This window comes from Carnobacteriaceae bacterium zg-84, assembly GCA_013874835.1.
Classification (GTDB): domain Bacteria; phylum Bacillota; class Bacilli; order Lactobacillales; family Aerococcaceae; genus WM01.
In genome coordinates this window covers 159,440-184,445 of sequence record CP059430.1, presented here as the reverse complement: position 1 = coordinate 184,445, position 25,006 = coordinate 159,440, and the positions used below count along the sequence as shown (strand labels likewise).

Sequence of the window (25,006 nt, the reverse complement as noted above, 5' to 3'; positions counted from 1 at the left end):
AACATACTCACTATTTCTCTCCACCAACACAATTTGACGAAGAGCCATAATCTACCAACACGATTTTGTATATAAAAGTGGACAAAAAAAGGCTTAAAAACACTGTTTTCAAGCCTTTACATATTATTTATTAAATAATGCTTTATATTTTTCATATCCTTGTGCTTCTAATTCTGAAACAGGTACAAATCTTAGTGCCGCTGAATTAATGCAGTAGCGTAATCCTCCTAATTCTTCTGGTCCGTCATTAAATACGTGTCCTAAATGTGAATCTGCTTGTGCACTTCTTACTTCTGTTCTCACTCTAGCAAGTTTTTCATCAAGATGCTCTGTTAAAAAATGATCTTCGATTGGTCTTGCAAAAGAAGGCCACCCACAACCTGCGTCGTATTTATCAGTTGAGCTGAATAAAGGTTCTCCACTAACGATGTCTACATAAATACCTTCTTCATAAAAATCATCATATTCACCACTGAATGGTCTTTCAGTTGCTGAATTTTGTGTGACTTCATATTGAATATCCGTTAAACGTTGTTTTAATTCTTCTTTATTATATTTTGTCATATTTTTTCCTTCTTTCTTTTAAATAATGTGTATACCATAATAACTTTTTGTATGATAACGCATTGACATAATTAAGCCGACACCTATCATATTACCTAATAACGCAGAACCACCTTGTGAAATAAAAGGCAATGGAATACCAGTTAAAGGTAAAAGACCAATATTCATTCCGATATTTTCAAAAACGTGGAACATAATCATGGAAATAACGCCCACAGAAATATACGTGTAAAATTCATTCTTCGTTTCAAAGCAGGTTCTTACCATTTGATAAATCAATGTAAAGTAAATGAAAATCAAAAAGACAGCACCTAAAAATCCTGTATTTTCTCCGATAGTTGAAAAAATCATATCGGATTCACGAATGGGAATATGCACTTGAGATATTCCAATCCCTTTTCCTAAAACACCGCCTGTTGCTATTGCTAAAATGGCATTTCTAACTTGATAAGACCCTTGTGCTGCATGAGAAAAAGGATCTAACCACGCATCAATACGTGTAAATTGGTACGGTTTAAAACCGAAAAACATCAAAATATGCCGATGATAAACAGCCAAATATAAAATCAATGCACCGAACAAAAAAACACCTAAAAATAGTGGTAATAGAATTTTAGAGGAAATACCCGACATCAAAATAATCCCTGATACAATCGCTAAAATAACGAGTGTTGTTCCTAAGTCATTTTCTAAAATAACAAGAACGGACATCGGTAGTGTCCACAAAAAGATTTTCAGTAATAGTTGCCCATCTGTTCTTAATGTACGTTCTCGATACGTGACATTATGGTTTGTCACAACTCGAGCAAGCATTAAAATCAACGCTATTTTTGAAATTTCTGCAGGTTGAAAACTAAATGTCCCAAATCTAAACCAGCTTCTTGCTCCAAAAGTTGCTGCTGTTGTTTTGTCATAGAAAAAAAGCACAGCAACCAGTAAGATAATCGCACCGACATAAATAAAAGGTACTAATTTCCATATTTGTTTTGCATCAAATTGCATAATAATGGCAATCACGACACTGCCAAGAATATACCACACAATATGCATCACTGTTGATTGTAAACTTCCTTCATTGATTAAAACGGTTGTGGCATATAATGTTAATACACTTATGACAAATAAGATAAACACGGTTAAAATAATGCCATAGTCGATGCGTGTTATCTCTTTTACTTTTTGACGCATTCTTTACAAAACTCCTTCATCCACATTTTCAAAATCTTTAGAATAATATACTTCTTTGATATGCTTTTGTTCGTACTGTGCTTTTTTCAGAAAAGGCATATATTTATAGTCATGATACAAAACATTTAACCATGCTCCAAACAAAATAACCATAGATACGACGTATAACCATAGCATCAATACGATAAAAACACCAATTGTACCGTCTGTTAAAGCGTTGTTTGTCGCATTGCCAATGTAAATCGAATATAGTTGCGATGCCAACAAAATACTTGTCGTTGAAAAAACAGCTCCGGGTAAGGCATATCGCATTTTCCATTTGACATTTGGTACAGCGTAATACATAACCCACAACAAAATAAAAATAATGCTAAATGCAACAATCCATTTGAAGTTATCAAAAATAACGTCCATACCTCCACGAATAATCGTAAATTGTTGCAATAGCCTTAAAATAGTGCCTCCATAAGCAAACATTAAACCGACTAGCATAATAATGATCACAAACATTAACGACATAAAAAAGGCAAATAGTCTTGACACTAAAAAATTTTTTCGTTCTTTTGTGTGGTAAATATCATTCAGTACTTTTTGAATGACATTAAACGCCTGCGAACTTGACCACAAGGCAACGATAATCCCTAAAAATAAAGAGCTACCACTATAAGAATGTAAATAATGTTGTAACATTGTGTCCACTAATTCTCGAATACTTTCTGGTAAAAATGTGTCTAAATACTCTTTCACACTGTCATAACTAATCGGTAAAAGAGGAATAATATTCCCAATCACAAGAATGATTGGCACTAATGATAGCAAAATATAAAAAGTTAATTGTGCTGCTTGAGAGCCAATATCGACACGTTTCATATTAAAAGATACAGCCTGTTTAAACACTCTTAATTTTTTTAACATGTCATAACTCCTTACTTTTTTATCTTCATTTTATTATAGCAAACTATACTCCAATAAAACAGTGCGAAATTCTTTTTGTTTCGCTTACATAACAAAAAGTTTGGCATCAATCTTTTCACAGATTGATGCCAAACTTTTTAATGTACATATAATGCTGGGTTGACATATCCCGAGTACATTTGTGTAGACATACCAAAATGTAAATGGATACCTGTTGCTAATCCTGTTGCACCAATAACACCTAATGCTTGTCCTTGGGATACTGATTGTCCAACAGATACTTGTAACGTGCTTAAATGCCAATAATGTGTGTACATTCCGTTCTCATGTTTAATAATGACACCAATACCACCATAACTATCTTTACCTGCAAATACGACAACTCCTCCGGCTGAAGCGGTAATTAAAGCTTGTGAATTACCATTCACATAATCTATGCCATTATGCACATCTGTATATTTCTGTCCATTTAATAGAGTCAATTGTCTAGCCACGCCAAATGGACTTGTCACAGTTGGCTGACTAATTGGATAAACAAATCCTGTTTGTCCTGTATTAATAACTGTCGATTTTGCCAAAGCAATTTGTTGTATCCGTTCTTGTTCTTTTTTTAGCGCCTCTTGTCTGTCTTGTTCTCGACGTTTTAGTTCTTCATACTCACGCTTTGCCTGCTCTTGTTTTTCTTTCGTTTTTTCAATATCCGTTTCTAAATCTTGCTTATCGCTAGCTAATTGTGACAAAGCTACTTCGATTTCTGTTGTTTTAATGAGTAAATTTGATTTTAAAACATCCAACTCTTTCACACGTTGTGCATCTTCCAATGTGATTTGTTCCAGTTTCTCTCTCTTTTCATTCAACTTATCTTTATCTATTCGTTGCTGTTCTAATATATCATTTGATGCACGCGTCAATTCTGTCAATGCTAACACTTTTGAAAGTGCCTCTACAATATTTTCCGACGCTAAGATAGACTGGAAGAAATCGTCTGTCGTATCATCGACTTGTATATGTCTTGCTTGCTCTTTAATACGTTCATCACGTTTGATAATCAACTCCTCTAATAAGGCACTTTCTTCTTGCAATCTTTGAAATTCTTTTTGATTATCTTCTATCTTCTTTTCTACATCATGTATCGTATTTTCAAGCATTTCGATTTCTTGCATCGTTTGTTTTAACTCAGAAGATTTTTCTAATGTTGTTGCATCAATTTCTTTTATTTTTTCTTTTTGTTGAGAGATTTTTGTATCGTATTCGTCTGCAAAAGCAACCGGTATAACTACTTGGCATAACAAAGCACTCATACAAAAAATAGCACATAATTTATAATGCTTATGCATTCGTTTCACTCTCCTGTCTTTTTACTCACTTTTTATTTAACTAACTTTTCATTAGTAGACAATAGACTAACACATCCTTTTAAAATCTCCTAGTAAAAACGTACCTATTTACAAAAGTGTAAAGTTTGTCATCATTTTGTTACATACCACTTTTACAAAAAAAATTTAATTATGGTATAATAACAACATTCTATTGATTGGAGGAATTTTATGGAACCTTATGTGATTGCACTTGATTTAGACGGAACACTATTAAAGTCTGATCATACAACATCAGATTTCACAAAAGATGTCTTAAAGACACTACAAGACCAAGGACACCACATCGTCATCACAACGGGGCGTTCATTTCGTATTAGCGAGGATATCTATCACTCTCTATCGCTAAAAACACCAATGATAAACAATAACGGCGCATTGGTACATCATCCTCTAGACAAAGAGTGGGAACATTATCATCAACACTCTATTTCACTTGACACAGCAAGGAAAATTATCGCCTTACAAAAAGAGTTAAATCTTGGATTTATTGGAACTGAAACACGTCATAATGTTTATGTGTCGACACTAGATTTACCAAAAAGCGAGTATTTCCCAGAACCTGTCAACGGTTTTCAACTGCTTTCTCAACCAGAGGTTTTACCGGAAGAGCCTATTTCTTTTGGGTGGTTTTCATCATTAGAAGAACAACCTATTATCAAAAGCTACTTAAAAGAGCATTTAAACACATCATTAGATATTCGTACATGGGGTGGTGCTTTCCCCTGTTTAGATATTACACCTGAAGGTGTTCATAAAGCAGCTGGTTTAAATTATTTATTGACTATTTTAAACGTTCCTAAAGAGCGTCTTATTGCTTTTGGTGATGAAGATAACGATTCAGAAATGCTATCTTTTGCTGAGTATGGTATTGCCATGAAAAATGCCATCCCTTCCATTAAAGCAATCACTAAATACGAAACAACATATACAAATGAAGAAGATGGTGTCGCTCACTATTTAAAATCTTTTTTTAATATATAAATCGTTCGCCTCATTCTTTTTTAACAAACAAAAAAAATCTATATGTTTTTACCGTTATTTCAGATATAATATAGACGCTATATCATGTCAGTGTACATGACTAAAGGAGGCGTTCTCTTGTTTTCAAATATAAAGGCAGTTTTTCAACGTTTTGAGTTGAACTGGATCTTCATTTTCACAACGATGACAATGATGCTTCCGTTCCCTATTGCCTGTATAGGTATACTCTTAGCTACTTGTTATTTACTATATAAAAAGTCTTTTATAAACTTAATCAAACATTCTTATATACATAAACTCATTTGGCTATTTTTTCTTTTGTCTAGTACCGTATCTGCACTAGCACAAAATTTAATTGGTTTTTTTGTAACAATAAGTCTTGTTGTTTTCTATATTTACTTTACATATTACACAACACTTATTGACAAAAAAACATTCCAAAAAATATTAGATATAATGCTTCATTTTAGCATTGTTCATGCAATATATGCTTGGTTAGAAGCGTATCATATCTTACCACCAATTGATTATCATGCAATGAGCAAACATTTCATTACATGGAATGACGGACGAGCAGATTCATTTTTCTTTAATCCAAATTATTATGCCTTGGCATGTGGATTTTTCATTTTAATCGCTGGATATAAAATGTATCATGCAAAATGTCTAAAAAAACAAGGCTGGTACGCTTTTATTGCCTTTTTAAACGGTTGTGGTCTACTCTTTACATTGACACGAACCATTTTACCTTCCTTGCTTATTTCATTGATAACCTTTGGATTTTTAGTTGAATCAAAAATATTTAGACGTTTTATTATCGTTGCATTTATATTGAGCATCATTTCTGTTATTATTTTTTACAGCAATGTTCCTCGCTTTGAATTAAATTTAATTGACGAACACATTGATATTCGCACAAGTATTTGGCAAGCCTCTATAGAAGAATTTTGTCATAAACCATTCGGTCAAGGTCCTTTAACGTATATGACGATTTATGAAAAATATGCAAGTTATCCAACACAACATGCACACAATATGATTTTAGATACACTATTAAACTATGGCTTTCTTGGTGCAAGTTTGCTGATTGCCTTATTCACAAAATTACTTATCCAGTTACATCGAATAAAAAACACTGGATTATTAAAATCTCTACGTGCTCTATGTATGAGTTTTATTACCCTCGTTTTAGTTAGCGGATTGTTAGACGTCACGATTTTTTGGGTACAAACGCTATTTATTTTCATGACCGTTTGTCTAAGTACAACAAATTTATTAAAAGAAAAACAAAACACATCTCCTTCATCATAAGAGATGTGTTTTGTTTTTCTTCTCAGACTGTTGACAATAGCGATAAAAAATCCAACGTATTTCTCCAGTTTTGAAAAATACGTTGGATTTTGCATTTAAAAATGATAAATAAAGAACTATATTGTAAAAAATGGCTATCTCTCGTGAGTAGGATTGCCATTTTTTTCATGTTTTGGGCAGCACAAGATAACCAAGTGTACTGCTGCATCTTGGCTACTCCTCTATATTGTGCAAACCGATACCCATGATTTTGTTTAGAGTCTGCAAAGCTACGCTCAATCGTTTCTTTCCGTCGTTTATATAGTGCTTTCCCAAACGTAGATAATCGACGTTCACGACATCTATCGTATACATCAGCATCTATCGCTCGACGTAGTATCCGTTTATTACTGTTATCGCTTATACGATACTGCTTATATCCTTGTCTATCAATGTTTCTGTAGGTGTAAATTTCTCCCGTACGTGTATCCGTAAAACAATCTCTAGATGAATCATATCGAAAAAACTTATGGTCAGGATTGCGATGAAAACGTCTATACCCAATCACAGAAAATATCTTTTGCTCTTCTAAAAATTTTAAAATGTCTTTTTTATAATATCCGCTATCTAACGCGACACAATTCACATTAAAATGAAATGTTTCTATTATATGTGTTAATCGTGACACATACGGTACACTATCATGCACGTTCCCCGGTGTAATAAAGCAGTCTACAATAAAATTGTGTTTACCATCGACACTACGATGGTCTAAGTACATAAATCCTTTTTCTTTATTATCCCGATGGTAATAGCCGCTTTCTTTATCAGTCGTACTTTCTTTTATGTTTTTAGAGATGATTTTATCTGTGTAGCTAAAAGGCTTTTTTCCAATAGCTTCTCGTTCGGCGTTGATTTCGTTTTCTAAATCTCGTTTACGTTCTTGAACCACTTCAATAACAGCGTTTCTAAATTTATTTTTATTGGCGTTTGCTTTAATGTGTGTGGAATCTGTGAATAAAGCTGTCCCACTAATTAAATGATGTGAGATAGCTTGGTGTACAATAGTATTAAATATATCTTCAAACACAGACGTCCCTTGAAAACGGCGAATATAATTTTGAGAGAAAGTAGAATAATGTGGGGTAGGTTTAGAGAAAGGGAGGTTTAAAAACCATCTAAACGCTACATCCGTTTCGACACGTTTAATGGTTTCTCGCATGGATTTAATGCCATAAATATCTTTTAAAAAGACCAATTTAAATAAAACAACAGGGTCTAAACTATTGCGACCATTCGTATGACTATAATAAGGAGAAGTAATTTCATAAATAAAGTTGAAATCAATTGATTTATCAATTTTACGTAGTAAATGGTCTTTTGGTACTAATTCGGACAATGTGTTTAATATGATTTCATCATTTGGGTGAGTTTCTTTATAAAACATCGATTTTTCCCTCCTTTTTCTTATCTCTATTATACCACTTTTAAGCGTTATTATCGTATCAGACGTTGTGGTACGAATGGCTTCGTTCTCGCACGTAGTAGAGAGCGAGCGATGTATCGTGTACATCGTGGTAAGCCGGACAACTTAACGTCTGATACGAAAAAAGACTGTCGACATTTTAATTTGTCAACAGTCTGAAAAGAAAAACAAAACACATCTCCTTCATCATAAGAGATGTGTTTTGTTTTTCTTCTTTACATAATGTTTATAGTAATATCGTATACATCTTTGATTAAACATATTAAATGACATCCACATAACTCAAGACTAACCGTTTGAACTATTAGGACACTACCTTTTTAATGTTACTGATTAACTCATAAAAGATAACGCCTATTACTCTATTAAATCAAAGATGTAACGCTACTCAAAAAGGCTTGAAATCAATATGTTCAATGAAATGATGTCAAACCTTTTTACTATTTCAGAAAGTATTTCATCAACCACTATCCGTTGATATAAACGACAGGCTTCCCTATTTTTACTTTTAAATTAATCTCTTACAATAAAACATCATTTTTGCCGGTTTTATGTTTAGCCTCATTTTGATTGTTCAAAATATGACAACGATTGAATAACATCAGAAACAACTTCTCCGTCATTCAAGGTTACAATACGTTCACACTGTTGTGCAATATGCTCATCATGCGTCACAATAATGACAGTACGCCCTTCTTCATGTAACGATTTTAAAATATCAAGAATTTCTTGACCTGTTTTGGTATCCAATGAACCAGTAGGTTCATCTGCCAAAATGATTTCAGCTTGTTTGACAATGGCACGCGCAATAGCAACACGTTGCTTTTGCCCTCCCGATAATTGATTAACTTTTTTCTGTTTTAAATCAGCAATACCAACTAAATGCAATGTTTCATCAACACGTTTTTTAATATCTGAAATAGATGTTGTTTTATCCAACAAAAGAGGTAATGCCACATTACTTTTTACCGTTTCCTGCTCGATGAGTGCAAAATCTTGCATCACAAAACCAACGGTATTCAATCGTATATTTTGTTGTGCCTTTTTCGTAACCACTTCATTATGCAGCACATACGTTCCCGATGATTGTTCTGCCAACCCTCCAATAATGTGCAATAATGTTGATTTTCCAGAGCCAGATTTACCAACAATTGCCACAAGCTCACCTTTATTGATAGATAATGTGACATCCTCTAAAGCCACACATTCATTCTTTTTGTTTTCTTGAAAAATTTTATGGATATGATTTAATTGAATTGTCATCGTTATCCCCCTCACTCATAATAATATTGGAAAACACCTTGTTTTTTCAAGGCAAGTAACGAACATCCTAAAGTCACAAAAACCATGATACTAACAATACCTATCATTGTGACTAAATGGGACGGATTTATATAATAGAAGTAATAATGTCCTCGTCCATCTGATACGTATCCTAATATCATCAATCCAGCAAAGCATAAAATACTCAATACCCCAATCAAACACATATACAATGTATAGATGATGCCAATTTCTTTTAATGTTGCCCCACACATGTGCCAAATAGAAAAACGACGTAATTGTTGATACACATTTAACACAGATACACTAAACATTCCAATGACAGAAGCAAATACGACAACGACCATATTGATTAAATCTTTTTTAACTTTATCCGCATTAAGCTCTTGCGTTTTTTGTATCATATCAGACACAATATCTGCTTGACCAAGTTGAGATAGCTCTGATTGTAACGCTCTTACCTTTGTCATCTCTGTATCTGGTTTAATGTAAACCATGATATTTTCTTCATAAGGATTCACTTTTCCTCTTAATTCATCGGATATTCGTCCCAATAGAATCGTTCGCCCTTGTATAATATTTTGAAAAATCATAGTCGTATCTCCTAAATAATTTCGTCCTCCTTGTGACCAAAATAAAGGTAATTTAGCAATATCGTCTGATTGTACGACTGTAAGAATTTTCTCTTTACCGTCTATCATTGCTTTAATCGTATCCCCTACTTGATACACTTTATTCCCATTTGAAATGGCAATTACTGGTAATTTATCACGTTCCGTATTTAAAATAGGATATACTTTTTCTACCGTTAAAGCATCATATAAAAGCATGCCGTGTGTATCTTTAGACGTCTGTACACTAACTTCTTCAAATGTAGAAACCCCCTCTACAAAATCATATTTTTCAAGTATTCTTTCTACTTGAGGTACTAGTCTTTGTCTTAAACCTATATCGTCTATATGTCTTGATATTGGAGCAAAATTTATACTTTTTTGTAAACCACTTTGCGTTAATACTGCTTCATTTTGAAACATATTATCCGTACGATTTAAAACAATATTGAATAAAGAAAACATAAAGGCTAATTCAAGACAAATCAATAGATTCAACCATTTTTGTTGTTTAAAAATAGTTAATGCTAAATAGATTTTTTTCATTTTATTCCTCCTTTACGTAACAAGACTATAAAAACAAGACAAACCAATACTAAATTGATAACAAGCGGAGTCATGCATAATATCCATAGATATTTCAGTAATAGAGTATTTCCTAATATTGTATTTAGTGTCACAAACCCAATAAAAGCAATTAGAAAACTGATAACATAAAAAATAATTGTTTCTATTAGTAAATAAAATAAGATAGATAATTTTTTCATTCCTAAAAGGTCATAGATTAAAAACTCTTTTGCTCGAGAGCGAAGCATAAACACATAGAGTGAAAGAATATTTAATAAAATGATAATACTAGCCAGCATTAATAAATATTTAAAAACTTCTAGCTCTGATTTTTCTGCTTGATCCATTTTATTTTTCACTGAAACATTAAAATGATTTTCAATATATTCTTGAATACTTTTTATCGAAAAAACAAACTCTGATTTTACATGAACGTGAATACTGCTCGGTTTGTATCGTTTTTTATAATGCTGATAAGACATTTGTACCGTTGCAATAGGATCATCTATTTCTCCTATTATATGATACTCTTGATTATCTAAAGTTAATTTTTGTGTCTGTTTTAACTCATCATAAATCCTAGATGACACAAAAATATCATTTTCTTGTTTTAAAGCCTCATCTTGTACATGAAGTACAGCGATAACAGAATAAATAAATTGTTCAGGAGCATATTCACTTTTTACTTTTGTATTGAACTCAATTTTTTCAAACCGTGTATCTTTTTCTAAAAATTCCCACAGATTATCTGACATCTCCATTGGGTTTAAAGTCAGTTCGTGATTATATGGTTCTTCCTTAGCTTTCTCAATAAATTCCATTTGTGTGTGGTATAAAAATAAAAATGCACCTATTCCCATAGACATGACAAGCACATAAATAAAGGTTAATAATTTATGATTTTTGATAAATCTACTTAATAGTTGATTATATAATATGAGTAATTTCATGATGTCACCCCTTACAAATTACAAAATACTGATACTCATTTCTTTTATTACTAGCGAATTGTTATTGATGATGTACCAATTTTAGATGTTGCTACACCATATGCATAAGTAGCTTTATCTTGTCCTCCCACTTCGGCTACTTCATAGACATCTTTACTTACTTCAGAAGCTCTTCTTTCGCTTTTAGTTCCATCTGGTGTATATATAACGACATATACATCATTAGAACCCGAACCACTCGCATATCCTTTCATATATGCATCATCATGCGGTAGTGGAGTGCCAAAATCATATTCTGTTAATGATTCTGCACCATTTCGCTTCATTTGATTGATACAATACTCATTAGGACTACCCACTGCAGCACCCGCATAGACAGCGGTTCCAAAAACAAACGAACAAGCCACTCCTGTTAGAATACCTAAAGTTTTTTTATTTGTTCTTTTCATAAAACTCATCTCCCAACCTGATTTTTCCATATTTTTCAGAAATGAGTACCAGCTACACTTTTATCATAATAATAAAAAGTGTTTTTGTCAATTAAACTTAACAAAAATCAATATTTATAAAAAGAAAGATTTGTATACCCCTTAATTTATAAATAAAAACACCCAAAATTAAATGTATTTTTATACAAAATAAAGATTTAAGGCGAATTTTGGTACTTTACCCTATAAAAACGTCATAAATCCAACAAATTATAGCAATCTATAAGCAGTATTTGGGAAATAAATAGATAAAAAATATGCCAAGTAATAGTCGGTACGGCTATTGCTTGACATATTTGATATTTACTCATAAAACAGCACATGATGATGTGCTAATCGTCCATTATTATACTCCATTTTCGCAGAGAAAAATGGTTTCTTGTTTAATAACCAGTCTAAAAAAAGTAAATCACCTTCCCATGTTGGTTTTTCTCTTACTTTTTCATAAGGCACCCACTCTAAACTTCCTTCATCACTTTCAATGAGATTTCCTGAAAAAGTCGTTGCTGTAAAGACAAAAACATACCAATCTTTAACACCATCAAAATTAGGAAAAGTAATTACTCCATTTAGTTTAGGGTTATTGAGCACTAAACCCGTTTCTTCTAACACTTCACGTTTAATACATTCTTCCGGTGTTTCTCCACGTTCCACCTTTCCACCAACACCAATCCACTTTCCTTGATGAACATCGTGTTTCTTTTTATGTCGGTGTAATAACAAATAAGATGTACCATTATCAATATAACATAATGTGGCTAGTTGCATATAAACACCTCGAGTTCTATAATAAATCTTCTACATCTTCATCAAAGCGTGTTTGTACATCAATCGGATAGACTTTAATACCGTCTACTGCACGTTTTACTAAGGCATCCACGTCTAATCTTTCTTCATACACACGGACTTTTTCTAGATTTGGTTTTGTTTTTGGAGAGGGTGGTGCAAATACTGTACAACAATCTTCAAAAGGTTGGATAGATAATTCAAATGTGTCGATTTTCTCTGCAAGTGCAATAATATCCAATTTATCCATTGCCACAACAGGTCTTAAAATAGGGGTATTTGTAACTTCGTTAATTACCACCATGCTATGCAATGTTTGAGAGGCAACTTGCCCCATAGATTCCCCATTTAAAATGACTAATCCATCACGTTTTTGACGAATAGCATCAGCAACACGCAACATAAATCGTCTTGTGATGGTCATCAAATATGCTTCGGGGCATTTTTCTTTAATAGTTTCTTGAATTTCTGTGAACGGCACTTCAATAAATTGAATAGCCCCACCGTACAATGCTAATTTTTTTGTTAACTCTTGTGTTTTTCTTAAAGACTGCGGACTTGTATAAGGCGGACTGTAAAAATGAACCATTTCCAATTCTAAACCACGCTTTAACGCTAAATAACTGGCAACTGGAGAATCAATACCACCAGAAAGCATCATCATACCTCTTCCACCTGTGCCAACAGGCAATCCCCCTGCACCTATATACGTTTGGGTACTAATATAAACAGCATGTTTTCTCACTTCAACTTTTATATTGATGTCGGGTTGTTTGACTTTTACTGTTAATTGAGGAAAAGCATCTAAAACCATTGCCCCTAATTCACGATTCAACGTATTCGTGTCCATATCAAACTCATGGTCAGCACGTTTCGTGGAAATTTTAAATGTTTTATCAGATAAATCCATATTGGATAATAAAGCATAGATTTGTTGGAACATGGCTTCAAGAGATTTTTCAACCGTATAAATTGGCGAATAACTCTGTATCCCAAAAACATGTTTCAAACGCTCTAATACGACCTCTTCTGGTGCTCCATTTAATGTGATATACATAAAATCATAGTCGGGATTTACTTTTATTTGCTCAAAGTCTTGTAAGATATGCCTCACATTTTGTGCCAATCGTTGTGTAAAACTTTTTTTATTTTTCCCTTTCGTTGATAATTCGCCATAACGAACCATAATTCTAACGTTCATTTTTTATTCTTCCTTTTAAGATTTCAATATTTTACTAAATTTTTGATACACATTGTCAAATACATGTTGAAATTGTGCTATTTCTTCTTGCGTATTCTCTACCGATAAACTTAATCGAACGGCACAACGAGATATATCACCAGAAACATTCATCGCTCCCAATGTATGATGCTCTTTAGCCGTTTTAGAAGAACACGCACTTGTCGTAGATAGATAAATCCCTTGTTCTTCCAGAGCATGTAACAGTACTTCTCCTCGGATACCTTTTATCGCAAATGTTAAAATATGCGGTGCTTGTTCTAGCGGGGACAATATTTCAACACCATGATAAGACGATAAAAACGCTCGCAAGGCAGACTGATAAGATTGAATTGGTATTTGTTTTTGACTGTATAATCGTAGCGCCTTTGCCATACCAGCGATACTTGCGGTATTCTCTGTCCCACTACGCACACCTTTTTCTTGCCCACCACCATGCAATAAAGATTCAATACGTTTCCCTTCACGTTTATACAAAATCCCGATACCACGAGGCCCGTGGAATTTATGTGCTGATAAACTTAATAAATCAACACGAGATGGTATACGCTGTGTTAAAACATAGTGTAACGCTTGGACAGCATCGACATGGAAATGAATGGTTGGATACTTTTCCAATAAGACCGCAACGTCTTGAATAGGTTCTAAAATACCAACTTCATTATTCACCCACATCATAGACACTAAAATCGTATCATGACGAATGGCCTTCCCCAACATTTCTACATCAATTTTTCCATTTGTATCAACGTCTAAATAAGTGACATCAAACCCTTGTTTTTCTAAAAAGTGCATCGTTTTTAAAACGGACGGATGTTCAATTTGAGTCGTAATAATATGTTTTCCAAACGACTGTTTTTCAAATGCTGTACCGATAATCGCCGTATTATTGCTTTCCGTTCCACCACTTGTAAAAAAGATTTCCTCCTTATCACAATATAATAAATCAGCAATTTGTTGTCTTGCCTTATCAATCAAGCTATCTGATTTCACACCTAAATGATGCAAGCTAGACGGATTGCCAATAAAATTTTCTTGAACGGTTGCCATGGTATCAATAACTTCTTTAAACATTGGCGTTGTCGCACTATTATCAAAATATATCATCAAAAATCAAACTCCTCATCTTGTTTTTGGGCAACGAATGGCGACGTTGGTTTAGCATATCCCTCTACTTGATAAAGCAATGTGTCCTCATTAAATTCAGACTTTGTCACAAAGGTTTCAGCCGTTATTTTCGTAACGATTGCTTCTTGCCCCAACTGAAATTGTTTGCGATAGAAAACCAGCTCTTTAGACACATGCTCCCATAAAAACTGGTGTAATTGCTTAATATCACAATCATCTAAAGCAGATATAACAATGCTCGGCAATAATGTCGGCGTAAACATATCCGTTGCCATATCTTTTTTGTTATATACCGTTACCAATGGGATATGCTCCATGTCTAAATCTTTCAATAATTGTAACACTGTTTCTTGATGCCCTTGATAATTTTCAGCAGAAGCATCTACCACATGAATGAGTAAATCAACATCTCGACTTTCTTCTAAGGTAGATTCAAAAGCATGAATTAACTGGGTTGGAATATCTTGGATAAACCCTACTGTATCCGTCAATGTCATTTTAAATGTATCACATAATTTCACTTGTCTTGTAAGGGGGTCTAAGGTCGCAAAAAGTTGGTCTTTTTCATACGTTCCCGCATCGGTTAAACGATTTAATAGAGTTGATTTTCCCGCATTCGTATACCCAATCAAGCCCATTTGAAACGTATGACTATTTTTCCGTTGTTCTCTTGCTCTTTGGCGATGATTTGCCACTTCTTTTAATTGACGTTTACACTCTTGAATTTTCTCTCGAATATGGCGACGATCTGATTCAAGTTTTGTTTCCCCAGGCCCTCTTGTTCCAATACCGGCACCTAGACGCGACATATTCGTCCCTTGTCCAATCAATCTAGGCAATAAGTAGTTTAACTGTGCTAGCTCAACTTGTAGCTTTCCTTCTTTACTTTTGGCACGCATGGCAAAAATATCTAAAATCAGTTGTACACGATCAATCACTTTACACGACACTTGTGCTTGAATATTTCTTACATGACTAGGAGAAAGCTCGTTTTGGAAAATAATGGTTTCTGGTTCTAGTTCTTCTACTAACGCCACCAATTCTTCCATTTTTCCTTTTCCAATCGCCGTTTTACTATCAAAAGTTTCTCTTTTTTGTATCAATGTGGCAACGACTTCTCCACCTGCTGTTTCTGTCAAACGCTCTAATTCTTGTAGACTATACATAAACGCTTCGTCTTTTTCTTGACGTTGTATCGCCACTAATATTACCTTTTCAGCCATTCATCAATCTCCTTATAAATATCTTCTTTATCGACTTGCCACAAATCAAACCATAAAACGTCCATTCTATTTCTAAACCATGTCAACTGGCGTTTTGCATAGCGTCTGGATTGCTGTTTCAGCACATCAACCGCATGCTCCAAAGTATCTTCCCCAGATAAATAAGGAAATAATTCTTTATACCCTATCGCTTTCTTACTTTGAAAATCTCCCTCGTAATGCTCATATAGCCATTTTGCTTCCTCAAGTAATCCTTGGTTTATCATATTATCCACACGTAAATCAATACGTTCATACAGTCTATCTCGCTCTGTCGTCAATCCAATGACCAAACTATCATAGACCAATGTCTTATCTTCTTGTTGCGAAAATAACATTCCCGTACTTTCAATGACTGTCAATGCTCTCAACAAACGTCTTTCATTTTGAATGGGGATTTTTTCGGCCGCCTTAGCGTCTACACGTACTAATCTCTCATATAAAACATTAGCACCTTTTTGCTTCAATTCTTTTTCTAGTTTTTCTGCAATACTCGTATCAATGCTTTTATTACCACCAAATTGCATATTATATAGTAATCCCTCAATATATAACCCCGTCCCCCCAACGACAATGGGTAATGCATTATTTTGGGAAATACTACGGATTTTTTCTTTTGCCATTGCCTGAAATTCACTTGCGCTATAACTTTCGTCAGGTTCTAAAATATCAATCAAATGATGTGGTACACCATCCATTTCTTCTAGTGTTACCTTAGCGGTGCCAATATTTAAATGTCGATAAATTTGCATTGAATCTCCACTAATGACCTCCCCACCATACCTTTTGGCGATGTCAATACTCAATGCGGTTTTCCCCACTGCCGTTGGACCAACAATCACTAAGACTTTTTCTTTTTTCATAAAACTCTCTTTCTTTGTATTATCATTACTGTTATGATAACATAAGCCTAGAAAAAAGTCGTTAGGAGAGTGCCAAAATGTATTTATCCCCTCAAGAAACAGCCGATTATTTAGACCTTTCCCTACAAGACATCACCCGACTTATTCGTGAAAAACAAATTCGCTATCTTGTGGTTGATGACGATATATTCATCAATGCCAATCAATTTACCCTGTTTCTAAAAGAACGTGATAAATATATAAAAGAATTACAAGACTATTTAAACACACCCCTCCCAGAAGATATTGATGTCAAAGATGAGGACTAATTAAAATAGGCTCGAAATCAACATGTTGATTTCGAGCCTATTTGAGTATCATACAATCTACTGAACAGAATAGTTTGGTGCTTCTTTTGTAATTTGCACATCATGTGGGTGAGATTCACGTAATCCTGCTCCACTCATTCTAATAAATTGTGCATTTTCACGTAGTGCTTTAAGATTTGGTGCTCCAACATAACCCATACCTGAACGTAAGCCACCTAACATTTGGAAAATAATATCTGCGGCACTCCCTTTATAAGCGACACGTCCCTCAATACCTTCTGGTACAAGTTTATTTGCTTCATTCACTGAACCTTGGAAATATCTGTCACTTGATCCTTTTTCCATAGCCGCAAGAGAACCCATACCACGATATGTTTTAAAGCGACGTCCTTGATAAATTTCAAACTCACCCGGTGCTTCATCTGTTCCAGCTAGCATACTTCCTAGCATAACAGCATGTCCACCAGCTGCCAATGCTTTTACAATATCTCCTGAATATTTAATACCGCCATCTGCAATAATAGCTTTATTGTACTCACGTGCCACACTTGCTGAGTCATAAATTGCTGTTAATTGTGGAACACCCACACCGGCAACAACACGTGTTGTACAAATAGAACCCGGACCAATTCCCACTTTCACAACATCAACACCGACGTCAAATAACGCACGTGTTCCCTCAGCCGTCGCAACATTTCCTGCAATCAATGTCGCTTCTGGGAATGTTTCTCTAATTTCTTTAATTTTACGAATAACACCTGCACTATGCCCATGAGCAGTATCAATAATGATTGCATCTGCTTCAGCATCTAATAGTGCTTTTGCTCTTTCAAAAGTATCACTTGTTACACCCACAGCGGCAGCCACTAATAAACGTCCATGCTTATCTTTCGCTGCATTTGGAAACTCGATTACTTTTTCAATATCTTTAATCGTAATTAAACCAGATAATTTACCGTCTTTATCCACGATTGGTAATTTTTCGATTTTGTAACGTTGTAAGATTTTTTCTGCATCTTTTAATGATGTGCCAATAGGTGCTGTTACAAGATTGTCGCGTGTCATGACTTCATCAATTTTCACCGTATAATCAGACACAAAACGTAAATCTCGATTTGTTAAAATTCCTACTAACTTTCTGTTTTCAAGTGTATCCACAATAGGCACACCACTAATGCGATATTTTGCCATTAGTTTTTCTGCATCACGTACTAAATGATTAGGCGTTAAGAAAAACGGATCTAAAATCACGCCACTTTCTGAACGTTTTACTTTTCTTACTTCTTCAGCTTGTTCTTCAATGGACATATTTTTATGAATGACACCCAATCCCCCTTGACGAGCCATTGCAATTGCCATACTAGAATCAGTTACGGTATCCATACTGGCACTTATTAACGGAATATTTAATTTTAAATTTGTAGCTAGCTCAACGCTTAAATCTGTATCATTTGGTAACACATGACTTTCCGCCGGCACCAATAACACATCATCAAATGTATACCCTTCTTTTACGAATTTTGATTCCCATAATGACATAAACAATCCCTCCAAAATCTGAAATATTTTGCTTAACAAAATATCATTTTTAGCGGTAGATTGTCAATGATATTTTTGTTTTTTTATTAAATTTTCATTTACAAAAAAAGTGCGTCACATAGTATACGCACTTTCTATTCTTCAATCATACTTGATAAGACACCATTGATAAATTTAGGTGCTTTATCATCACTATAAAGTTTTGCCAATTCAATGGCTTCGTTAATTGCCACTTTTTTTGGCACATTTTCATCCATGACATCAAACATTTCATAAACAGCAAGTCTTAAAATTGCCAAATCTATTTTTGTTAGTCTTGATACTTGCCAATTTTTTAAATGTTCTTGAATGAGATTATCAATCATCTCTTCTTTTCCCAAAATCCCCAAAACTAATTCTGATAAATACGGTACATCTTCAACGCTTGTTGCAATGTCTTCAATGGCATCAATCATCAACGCATTTTCCATAGCTTCTTCTGGAGATAATTCTTTATTCAACGTTAATTGAAAAAGAGTTTGAATAGCTTTTTCACGCACTTGGCGTCTGTTCAACATTTTTTTACTCAACGCTCTCACCTGCGTCTTCTAAAACTAAATTTACAATATGTACATTCACTTCTTGAATATCAATATCACACATAAATAAAACTTGTTCTTTCACACGCTCTTGAATATGTCTAGCCAGCTTAGGAATGGACACACCGTAGAATGTATTTACATAAATATCAACAACAAATTCTCCCTCTGAATTAGTTGTTAAATACACACCTTTACTCACAAGAGGTTTTGAAAAAACGGATACCATATTTGATACTAATTTTCCTTGTATGCTATGTACTCTTTTCATTTTTGAAACAGCAATACCAATAATTAACTCAATGGCTTCAGGAGCAATCTCAATATTTCCTAAAACATTATGTTCATACTTGTTCACTTTACGCTCTCCTTTGCTTTCTATTTATCATAACGATACATCACTTCTACTATATCATTTTTTTTAGAAATAAGATATACTTTTATGCAATATTTTAAGAATAGCGTTGTCGTTCTTAGAAATCTATCTCATGAAATTTAAATATTAGCAATATATAAAATATTATCTTATATTCTCTTACCTCTTGATTTCTATCATTTTTCTAGTTTTTGAATTCTATTGATAATCTTCTGATGAAAAACTCTTGTTTGTTAATAATTTTTTTGTATACTCTTTTGACAATAGAATAAATTGCTATATCATTCTACTAGCTAAATAAAATATGTAGATATACCATATTTATCAGCTTTCATTTAACGTTTCATTAAAAGGTGTCGATTATTTTACTAATCGACACCTTTTGACAAAAAATTCCTTTATTTTATAAAATAATCAATTCTCTATTTGCTTTTGTCACAATTTCTGCACCATTTTCTGTGATGAAAATATCATCTTCGATACGGACACCACCAATGCCTGGGATATAAATACCCGGTTCATTTGTGACTGCATGTCCTACTTCTAAAACAGATTCAGATATTCTTGATACAGCCGGTGCTTCATGAATTTCCAATCCAATACCATGCCCAGTTGAATGTACAAAATACTCTCCATATCCATTTTGCGTGATATAATCTCTAGCGATTTTATCCATATCAGCACATGACAATCCTGCTTTAACAGATTCATTCACTAATGTTTGTGCTCCCAACACCACTTGATGAATTTCTTTTAATTGTGCATGTCTTGGTTCTCCTAAAGAGATTGTTCTTGTCATATCAGACACGTACCCATTGTAATAGCAACCATAATCCATTGTGATAAAGTCACCTTTTTCAATCACTTTAGTACTTGCAACACCATGAGGCATTGCAGAACGTTCACCACTGGCAATAATCGTTTCAAAAGATACACCCGATGCACCTAAACTACGCATATAAAAATCCATTTTATTGGCAATTTCAATTTCTGTTACACCTGGTTTAATTTCACCTAAAATATAATCAAATGCTTGGTCTGCAATATGACACGCTTGTCTAATAATATCAAATTCTTCGGCATCTTTTAAAATTCTTAAACCTTCTACTAATCCTGATGCAGATACTAATTGAGCCGATAATAACTCTTTCAATCCGTCATATTCTTTAACCGACATACTGCCGTCTTCAAAGCCCAATGTTTTAATATGTTCATTTGTCACGATTTTTTTCACTTCTAAGAAAATAGGTCCTAAATTTTGTACAATAGTATATCCTTTACATTGTTTCGCTGCTTGCTCTGTATAACGAGCATCTGTTACAAAAAAAGCATTATCTTTTGTAATAACAGCCAATCCTGTTGTCCCAGTAAATCCTGCTACATAGCGTAGATTATAAAGGTTTGTTACCAATAAGGCATCTAGTCCTCTTTCTACTAATTTTTGTTGTACTTTTTCTATTCTTGACATAAATACTCTCCTTACCACTATGACTTATGCCAATTATACCAAATTGAAACAACTCATTCGAGTATTTATATCTAAGCCTATCGTGTCATCATGCTGATACGTCGATTATGCACTCTTTGTCTTTGTTCCTCTAACATTTTTTGCTGTGTACTCATTAACAAGAAAAAAACACCTGTGCCAGCTACTAAAAACAAAATCATCATCATTTCAAAAATATTAAACATAAACATTCCTCCTGTTGCCAAAAAGTAAAACTTATAAAATGTATTATAGCTCATTTTTACAAATTGTCAACAACTTGTTTACAAATCGTCAAAAAAAATGTATACTGTGGATACATGATAAAAGGAGAGGGCTATATGGTTGAAAAAAATAAACTGCCTATTATGATTGATACATTTCGAAAAGAACAAGATATGACTTTAGAAGATATTGGCAAAAAAATCAATAAATCAAAATCAGCCATTTCAAGATGGATTAAAGGTGATAGAAGCCCGATGATAGAAGATTTAGAACGACTAGCTGATATTTTCCAGACAGATATACATACTCTACTATATGGAAAAAAAACAGTTACCGTGTCAAAAACAACGGCTGAACTTATTAAAGTTGTGAAACAACTGTCTGATAAAGAACAAAAGAAAACACTTGATTTTATTGATAATCTTATCGCACAAAGAACAATAACAATTACGCTTCATCCAATAAACGTTGTTGAAGCTCTTGCCGCAGGTGTTGGATACAACTATGGAAACAACGATACAATCACTCTTTATACAGATAGAGATGATTTAAAACCATACGATGTGGCGAGTGCTGTTTCTGGTGATAGTATGGAACCTTTATTGCATAATCATGATGTCGTTCTTATTAAGAAAAATAGTGATTTTATCAACGGGGAAATTTATGCCATTGATTATGACGGTAAATCATACGTTAAAAAAGTGTATTTTGAAAAAGATACTCTTGTTTTAGTATCCTTAAACGAAAAATATGACAATATTATCATTCCTCGACACTCTGACGATGCGTACTTAAATATCGTAGGTCGTGTTGTGGATTGGTTCACACCTGTTCAAGTATAATCAAACCATTTATCACGTTGATGCACAATAGCCATCAACGTGATTTTATTTACCAATACCACATTATCACAAAAGTATACAAACCTAATACTAAGTATTATAATAGTGGCAAAAATATTATATTTTCAAAGAGGGGTGGTAAAATATGACAAAAAAGCTATTTTTTATAATCTTGTGTTTGCTATTCATTGGCAATACTTGTTTAGTGACGTACGATAATTTACCTGCTGTTTTTTCACTTATTTTAGTAACTATTGGGCATAGTTTATTTTTTATTTTTGGTAAAACAACAAAACAAATATTCGTAAATATAAGTATTGGCTCATTTAGTATTATCTATTTTATTGTGTTTAAACCACTTCATATTGGGTTAGTGAATAATCTGATTTATGCAATCGTTTATTACGGGGTTTATTCTTTTTTAAAAAAAGACCTATCGAAAAATATATGCTGAGTGTGAATAATAAAGATATTACTAAAAATAATTTGAAGTGGAGGCAATCATGTTAAAAATAAAGAAAATAGGGCAAAAAATCAAAAAATTACGTATTCAGAAAAATTTAACACGAGAAGAAATGTGTGATTGTGAAAAAAACTTAAGTGTACGTCAATTAACGCGTATTGAAACTGGTAAATCTTTACCCTCTTTATTAACTCTTTCTTATATTGCAGAAAAATTAAATATCTCTCTAAGTATACTCATTGATGAGCATACAACTATTCTTCCAGAAGAATACTACGATTTGAAAAAAAGAATTATACAACTACATACTTTACAACACAAAGAAAAAACACAAGAAAAAGAATATTTATTTAAACAAATCTATACTCATTTTTTTGATAGCTTAACCACAGAAGAACAATTATCAATTGATATACTTCAAAAAGAAATGCAAATTGTGACAACAAAAGATTTTTCGGTGGGTAAAGCTATTTTAGAAGAACATTTTGACCATGTCAAAAGAAAAAGAACATATTCATTCAATGATTTATTGATTATTGATATTTTCTTTTTAAGTATCTTAGCTGAAGTAAATGATTTTCATATCTATAAATATTATATTAATAAGTTTAAACAGAATCTTTTAAATCATGAGTGCTATTATCATTCTGAATATTACATTATACAAAAATGTTTCTTTGCATTGCTTGGTATTATTATGCAGTATGATGACTTTTCAGACTTTTATCTATGTCTGAATAAGCTTAAAGAAATACTTACTTATACACATGATATAGAGAAAAAGCCAATTATTAATATGTTAGAAGCAAAATATTTTATTTACAAGAAAGATTTTAAACTTGCAAAAAATTTCTATACGTCTGCCATAAAAGGTGCTCAATATCTCAATGATACACCTCTTGAAGAAAAAATTTTACTTGAAATGAAAAAAGATTTAAAACTCATGTAATTTTAAATAACTAACCAACTTTTAATCTATCTCCATTTTTGAATATTTATTCTGAATCATGCAAAAATTCTATAAAAACATTTAAAAACAACAAAAAAATAATAAAACATAACCGGACATTCTCGTCCTGTTATGTTTTTTGATATAAATATAAAATATAACTGTAAAGGAGGTAATATTTTGAATATAGATATATTAGAAATTATTTGGTGGATTGGAGGAATTCTGAAAAAAAATTAGTCATAGCGAATCAAAAAAGAGAAAACAAAGACAAAGGAGAAGATATTTATGAAAAAAGCAAGTAAAAAATTATTAATATGTGGTTTATTAAGTCTCAGTTTCAGTGGTACTATAATACCTTCTTTAGAAACAACAATCGTTTATGGGGAAGAACTTACTGAAAACAAATTTGTCCCTAAAAAATTAACTCTTGAACAACAAGAAAATCTTATCCAAGAATTAAAAAATAAATATCCTACACTTTCTGATTATTATTTAAGAGAAACATTAAGACGTCAATTAAAAGGAGATTTTAGACCTGTCTATGAAAAAATAAGTCATGGTAGTAGACCATTTTTCTTAGGAATATGGGACGAACAAGGACTTACAGTAGATGCAGTTGGAGCTGCAATTGATGTAGCTATTGGTGTATTAACTGGTGGATCTGTTTCGGCTTTAGCGCATCTAGGAAAACATGAAGCAAAAAACATATTAAAACAAGCCATTGCCAGAGTTCTAGGAAATAAATTTATTTCATCCGGTGTAATTGAATTTGCTTTAAATCTTGCATCTCCAGGACATGCCATTGCCCAATGGTGGGATAGTCAAGACGCTTATCCAAACAATGGACATATCAATTTTTAGGAGTAAATATCATGAAAAAAGCACTATTATTTCTATGCTGCTTTGCAACATTGGGTATACTAGGTTATCTAACAAGATCTTGGGCAGGTACTGGCGTTTGTTTAGCTATCTTGATACCATACTGGTTATATAAAGCATACACTCTCATTTATTCTAAAAAATAGCTCATTTTCTTAAAAATATTGCAAACAAACTATCTTATAAAAAAGCTGACTCTAAGAACAGAAAATCCGAGTTCCCCACACCATTTTGGTGTGGGATAGTTCTGTTCAATATTGTTTTTCCAATAGAAAAGAATATATCTAAAAAAAACCGATATTTGTTTCAAAAAACAGATTTAATGACTCTTGCAAAAATTTAAAAGTAATTCCTTAAAATCTTCTTTTCAAACTAC

The 25,006-nt window shown here is 33.0% G+C and carries 26 protein-coding genes; 7 read left to right on the top strand and 19 right to left on the bottom strand.

All coding sequences use genetic code 11. The features are described from left to right. Window positions 1-123 precede the first annotated feature (123 nt). From msrB to H1220_00885, 4 genes are all read right to left on the bottom strand, one after another. The gene (gene msrB / locus H1220_00900; GenBank protein ID QMI85961.1) at window positions 124-564 is read right to left on the bottom strand and encodes a peptide-methionine (R)-S-oxide reductase MsrB; all 441 of its coding nucleotides are present in this window, start codon (window positions 562-564) and stop codon (window positions 124-126) included. Between the two features lie 18 nt (window positions 565-582). Continuing rightward, entirely contained in the window at window positions 583-1,752 is a 1,170-nt protein-coding gene (locus H1220_00895; protein QMI85960.1) for a rod shape-determining protein RodA, read from the bottom strand. Between the two features lie 3 nt (window positions 1,753-1,755). Beyond that, entirely contained in the window at window positions 1,756-2,667 is a 912-nt protein-coding gene (locus H1220_00890; GenBank protein QMI85959.1) for a YihY/virulence factor BrkB family protein, read from the bottom strand. Window positions 2,668-2,804: 137 nt separating this feature from the next. Next, complete coding sequence (locus H1220_00885) at window positions 2,805-4,004, bottom strand: peptidoglycan DD-metalloendopeptidase family protein (protein ID QMI85958.1); 1,200 nt, start codon at window positions 4,002-4,004, stop codon at window positions 2,805-2,807. A 210-nt stretch (window positions 4,005-4,214) separates the two neighbouring features. Between H1220_00885 and H1220_00880 the strand changes: the two genes are divergently transcribed. Continuing rightward, window positions 4,215-5,027, top strand: a complete 813-nt coding sequence (locus tag H1220_00880; GenBank protein QMI85957.1) for an HAD family phosphatase — start codon at window positions 4,215-4,217, stop codon at window positions 5,025-5,027. Window positions 5,028-5,345: 318 nt separating this feature from the next. After that, a complete protein-coding gene (locus H1220_00875) occupies window positions 5,346-6,338 on the top strand; it encodes an O-antigen ligase family protein (protein QMI85956.1) in 993 nt (330 codons plus the stop codon). A 22-nt stretch (window positions 6,339-6,360) separates the two neighbouring features. Here the strand turns inward: H1220_00875 and H1220_00870 are convergent, their stop codons facing one another. From H1220_00870 to miaA, 10 genes are all read right to left on the bottom strand, one after another. Then, a complete protein-coding gene (locus H1220_00870) occupies window positions 6,361-7,764 on the bottom strand; it encodes an IS1182 family transposase (GenBank protein QMI85955.1) in 1,404 nt (467 codons plus the stop codon). A gap of 600 nt (window positions 7,765-8,364) precedes the next feature. Continuing rightward, on the bottom strand, window positions 8,365-9,066 hold the full coding sequence (locus H1220_00865) for an ABC transporter ATP-binding protein (GenBank protein ID QMI85954.1): 702 nt from the start codon (window positions 9,064-9,066) through the stop codon (window positions 8,365-8,367). A gap of 11 nt (window positions 9,067-9,077) precedes the next feature. Continuing rightward, window positions 9,078-10,244, bottom strand: a complete 1,167-nt coding sequence (locus H1220_00860) for a hypothetical protein (GenBank protein QMI85953.1) — start codon at window positions 10,242-10,244, stop codon at window positions 9,078-9,080. Continuing rightward, window positions 10,241-11,215 (bottom strand): hypothetical protein, encoded by a 975-nt coding sequence (locus H1220_00855; GenBank protein QMI85952.1) that lies wholly within the window; start codon window positions 11,213-11,215, stop codon window positions 10,241-10,243. Before H1220_00855 ends, H1220_00860 begins: the two co-directional genes overlap by 4 nt. 50 nt (window positions 11,216-11,265) lie before the next feature. Beyond that, entirely contained in the window at window positions 11,266-11,664 is a 399-nt protein-coding gene (locus tag H1220_00850) for a hypothetical protein (protein QMI85951.1), read from the bottom strand. A gap of 342 nt (window positions 11,665-12,006) precedes the next feature. Further along, on the bottom strand, window positions 12,007-12,471 hold the full coding sequence (locus tag H1220_00845; protein ID QMI85950.1) for an 8-oxo-dGTP diphosphatase: 465 nt from the start codon (window positions 12,469-12,471) through the stop codon (window positions 12,007-12,009). A 16-nt stretch (window positions 12,472-12,487) separates the two neighbouring features. Next, window positions 12,488-13,675: a tRNA 4-thiouridine(8) synthase ThiI gene (gene thiI / locus H1220_00840; GenBank protein QMI86616.1), complete on the bottom strand. Its 1,188-nt coding sequence runs from the start codon at window positions 13,673-13,675 to the stop codon at window positions 12,488-12,490. Between the two features lie 30 nt (window positions 13,676-13,705). Beyond that, window positions 13,706-14,836 (bottom strand): cysteine desulfurase, encoded by a 1,131-nt coding sequence (locus H1220_00835; GenBank protein ID QMI86615.1) that lies wholly within the window; start codon window positions 14,834-14,836, stop codon window positions 13,706-13,708. After that, entirely contained in the window at window positions 14,836-16,080 is a 1,245-nt protein-coding gene (gene hflX / locus H1220_00830; GenBank protein QMI85949.1) for a GTPase HflX, read from the bottom strand. Before hflX ends, H1220_00835 begins: the two co-directional genes overlap by 1 nt. Beyond that, complete coding sequence (miaA, locus tag H1220_00825) at window positions 16,065-16,982, bottom strand: tRNA (adenosine(37)-N6)-dimethylallyltransferase MiaA (GenBank protein ID QMI85948.1); 918 nt, start codon at window positions 16,980-16,982, stop codon at window positions 16,065-16,067. The genes hflX and miaA overlap by 16 nt, the downstream gene beginning before the upstream one ends. A gap of 77 nt (window positions 16,983-17,059) precedes the next feature. Between miaA and H1220_00820 the strand changes: the two genes are divergently transcribed. Beyond that, a complete protein-coding gene (locus H1220_00820; GenBank protein ID QMI85947.1) occupies window positions 17,060-17,290 on the top strand; it encodes a hypothetical protein in 231 nt (76 codons plus the stop codon). Window positions 17,291-17,347: 57 nt separating this feature from the next. Here the strand turns inward: H1220_00820 and guaB are convergent, their stop codons facing one another. The 5 genes from guaB to H1220_00795 all read right to left on the bottom strand — a co-directional run bounded on the left by guaB (window position 17,348) and on the right by H1220_00795 (window position 21,475). Next, complete coding sequence (guaB, locus tag H1220_00815) at window positions 17,348-18,829, bottom strand: IMP dehydrogenase (GenBank protein QMI85946.1); 1,482 nt, start codon at window positions 18,827-18,829, stop codon at window positions 17,348-17,350. A gap of 134 nt (window positions 18,830-18,963) precedes the next feature. Beyond that, a complete protein-coding gene (gene nusB, locus H1220_00810; GenBank protein ID QMI86614.1) occupies window positions 18,964-19,383 on the bottom strand; it encodes a transcription antitermination factor NusB in 420 nt (139 codons plus the stop codon). Window positions 19,384-19,390: 7 nt separating this feature from the next. After that, window positions 19,391-19,765, bottom strand: coding sequence for an Asp23/Gls24 family envelope stress response protein (locus H1220_00805; GenBank protein ID QMI85945.1), 375 nt, complete (start codon window positions 19,763-19,765; stop codon window positions 19,391-19,393). Between the two features lie 421 nt (window positions 19,766-20,186). Further along, complete coding sequence (locus H1220_00800; GenBank protein QMI85944.1) at window positions 20,187-21,251, bottom strand: aminopeptidase P family protein; 1,065 nt, start codon at window positions 21,249-21,251, stop codon at window positions 20,187-20,189. Between the two features lie 77 nt (window positions 21,252-21,328). Continuing rightward, window positions 21,329-21,475 carry a hypothetical protein gene (locus tag H1220_00795; GenBank protein QMI85943.1) on the bottom strand — a complete coding sequence of 49 codons (147 nt, stop codon included), beginning with the start codon at window positions 21,473-21,475 and terminating at the stop codon, window positions 21,329-21,331. A gap of 135 nt (window positions 21,476-21,610) precedes the next feature. On the opposite strand from H1220_00795, the gene H1220_00790 reads away from it, so the two are divergent. From H1220_00790 to H1220_00775, 4 genes are all read left to right on the top strand, one after another. Beyond that, complete coding sequence (locus H1220_00790) at window positions 21,611-22,336, top strand: helix-turn-helix domain-containing protein (GenBank protein ID QMI85942.1); 726 nt, start codon at window positions 21,611-21,613, stop codon at window positions 22,334-22,336. A gap of 145 nt (window positions 22,337-22,481) precedes the next feature. After that, window positions 22,482-22,790, top strand: a complete 309-nt coding sequence (locus H1220_00785) for a hypothetical protein (GenBank protein QMI85941.1) — start codon at window positions 22,482-22,484, stop codon at window positions 22,788-22,790. 49 nt (window positions 22,791-22,839) lie between these two features. Beyond that, window positions 22,840-23,748: a helix-turn-helix domain-containing protein gene (locus H1220_00780; protein ID QMI85940.1), complete on the top strand. Its 909-nt coding sequence runs from the start codon at window positions 22,840-22,842 to the stop codon at window positions 23,746-23,748. 288 nt (window positions 23,749-24,036) lie between these two features. After that, on the top strand, window positions 24,037-24,612 hold the full coding sequence (locus H1220_00775; GenBank protein QMI85939.1) for a hypothetical protein: 576 nt from the start codon (window positions 24,037-24,039) through the stop codon (window positions 24,610-24,612). Window positions 24,613-25,006 lie beyond the last annotated feature (394 nt).

What these genes read in the sequence shown, in the direction of transcription:
- thiI (QMI86616.1), bottom strand. Translation starts at nt 13,675, where the DNA reads ATGGTTCGTTATGGCGAATTATCAACGAAAGGGAAAAATAAAAAAAGT.
- H1220_00890 (QMI85959.1), bottom strand. Translation starts at nt 2,667, where the DNA reads ATGTTAAAAAAATTAAGAGTGTTTAAACAGGCTGTATCTTTTAATATG.
- H1220_00855 (QMI85952.1), bottom strand. Translation starts at nt 11,215, where the DNA reads ATGAAATTACTCATATTATATAATCAACTATTAAGTAGATTTATCAAA.
- H1220_00850 (QMI85951.1), bottom strand. Translation starts at nt 11,664, where the DNA reads ATGAAAAGAACAAATAAAAAAACTTTAGGTATTCTAACAGGAGTGGCT.
- msrB (QMI85961.1), bottom strand. Translation starts at nt 564, where the DNA reads ATGACAAAATATAATAAAGAAGAATTAAAACAACGTTTAACGGATATT.
- H1220_00785 (QMI85941.1), top strand. Translation starts at nt 22,482, where the DNA reads ATGACAAAAAAGCTATTTTTTATAATCTTGTGTTTGCTATTCATTGGC.
- H1220_00775 (QMI85939.1), top strand. Translation starts at nt 24,037, where the DNA reads ATGAAAAAAGCAAGTAAAAAATTATTAATATGTGGTTTATTAAGTCTC.
- H1220_00895 (QMI85960.1), bottom strand. Translation starts at nt 1,752, where the DNA reads ATGCGTCAAAAAGTAAAAGAGATAACACGCATCGACTATGGCATTATT.
- hflX (QMI85949.1), bottom strand. Translation starts at nt 16,080, where the DNA reads ATGGCTGAAAAGGTAATATTAGTGGCGATACAACGTCAAGAAAAAGAC.
- H1220_00790 (QMI85942.1), top strand. Translation starts at nt 21,611, where the DNA reads ATGGTTGAAAAAAATAAACTGCCTATTATGATTGATACATTTCGAAAA.
- H1220_00865 (QMI85954.1), bottom strand. Translation starts at nt 9,066, where the DNA reads ATGACAATTCAATTAAATCATATCCATAAAATTTTTCAAGAAAACAAA.
- H1220_00780 (QMI85940.1), top strand. Translation starts at nt 22,840, where the DNA reads ATGTTAAAAATAAAGAAAATAGGGCAAAAAATCAAAAAATTACGTATT.
- H1220_00885 (QMI85958.1), bottom strand. Translation starts at nt 4,004, where the DNA reads ATGCATAAGCATTATAAATTATGTGCTATTTTTTGTATGAGTGCTTTG.
- H1220_00845 (QMI85950.1), bottom strand. Translation starts at nt 12,471, where the DNA reads ATGCAACTAGCCACATTATGTTATATTGATAATGGTACATCTTATTTG.
- H1220_00820 (QMI85947.1), top strand. Translation starts at nt 17,060, where the DNA reads ATGTATTTATCCCCTCAAGAAACAGCCGATTATTTAGACCTTTCCCTA.
- H1220_00860 (QMI85953.1), bottom strand. Translation starts at nt 10,244, where the DNA reads ATGAAAAAAATCTATTTAGCATTAACTATTTTTAAACAACAAAAATGG.
- H1220_00880 (QMI85957.1), top strand. Translation starts at nt 4,215, where the DNA reads ATGGAACCTTATGTGATTGCACTTGATTTAGACGGAACACTATTAAAG.
- H1220_00835 (QMI86615.1), bottom strand. Translation starts at nt 14,836, where the DNA reads ATGATATATTTTGATAATAGTGCGACAACGCCAATGTTTAAAGAAGTT.
- H1220_00870 (QMI85955.1), bottom strand. Translation starts at nt 7,764, where the DNA reads ATGTTTTATAAAGAAACTCACCCAAATGATGAAATCATATTAAACACA.
- miaA (QMI85948.1), bottom strand. Translation starts at nt 16,982, where the DNA reads ATGAAAAAAGAAAAAGTCTTAGTGATTGTTGGTCCAACGGCAGTGGGG.
- guaB (QMI85946.1), bottom strand. Translation starts at nt 18,829, where the DNA reads ATGTCATTATGGGAATCAAAATTCGTAAAAGAAGGGTATACATTTGAT.
- H1220_00795 (QMI85943.1), bottom strand. Translation starts at nt 21,475, where the DNA reads ATGTTTAATATTTTTGAAATGATGATGATTTTGTTTTTAGTAGCTGGC.
- H1220_00800 (QMI85944.1), bottom strand. Translation starts at nt 21,251, where the DNA reads ATGTCAAGAATAGAAAAAGTACAACAAAAATTAGTAGAAAGAGGACTA.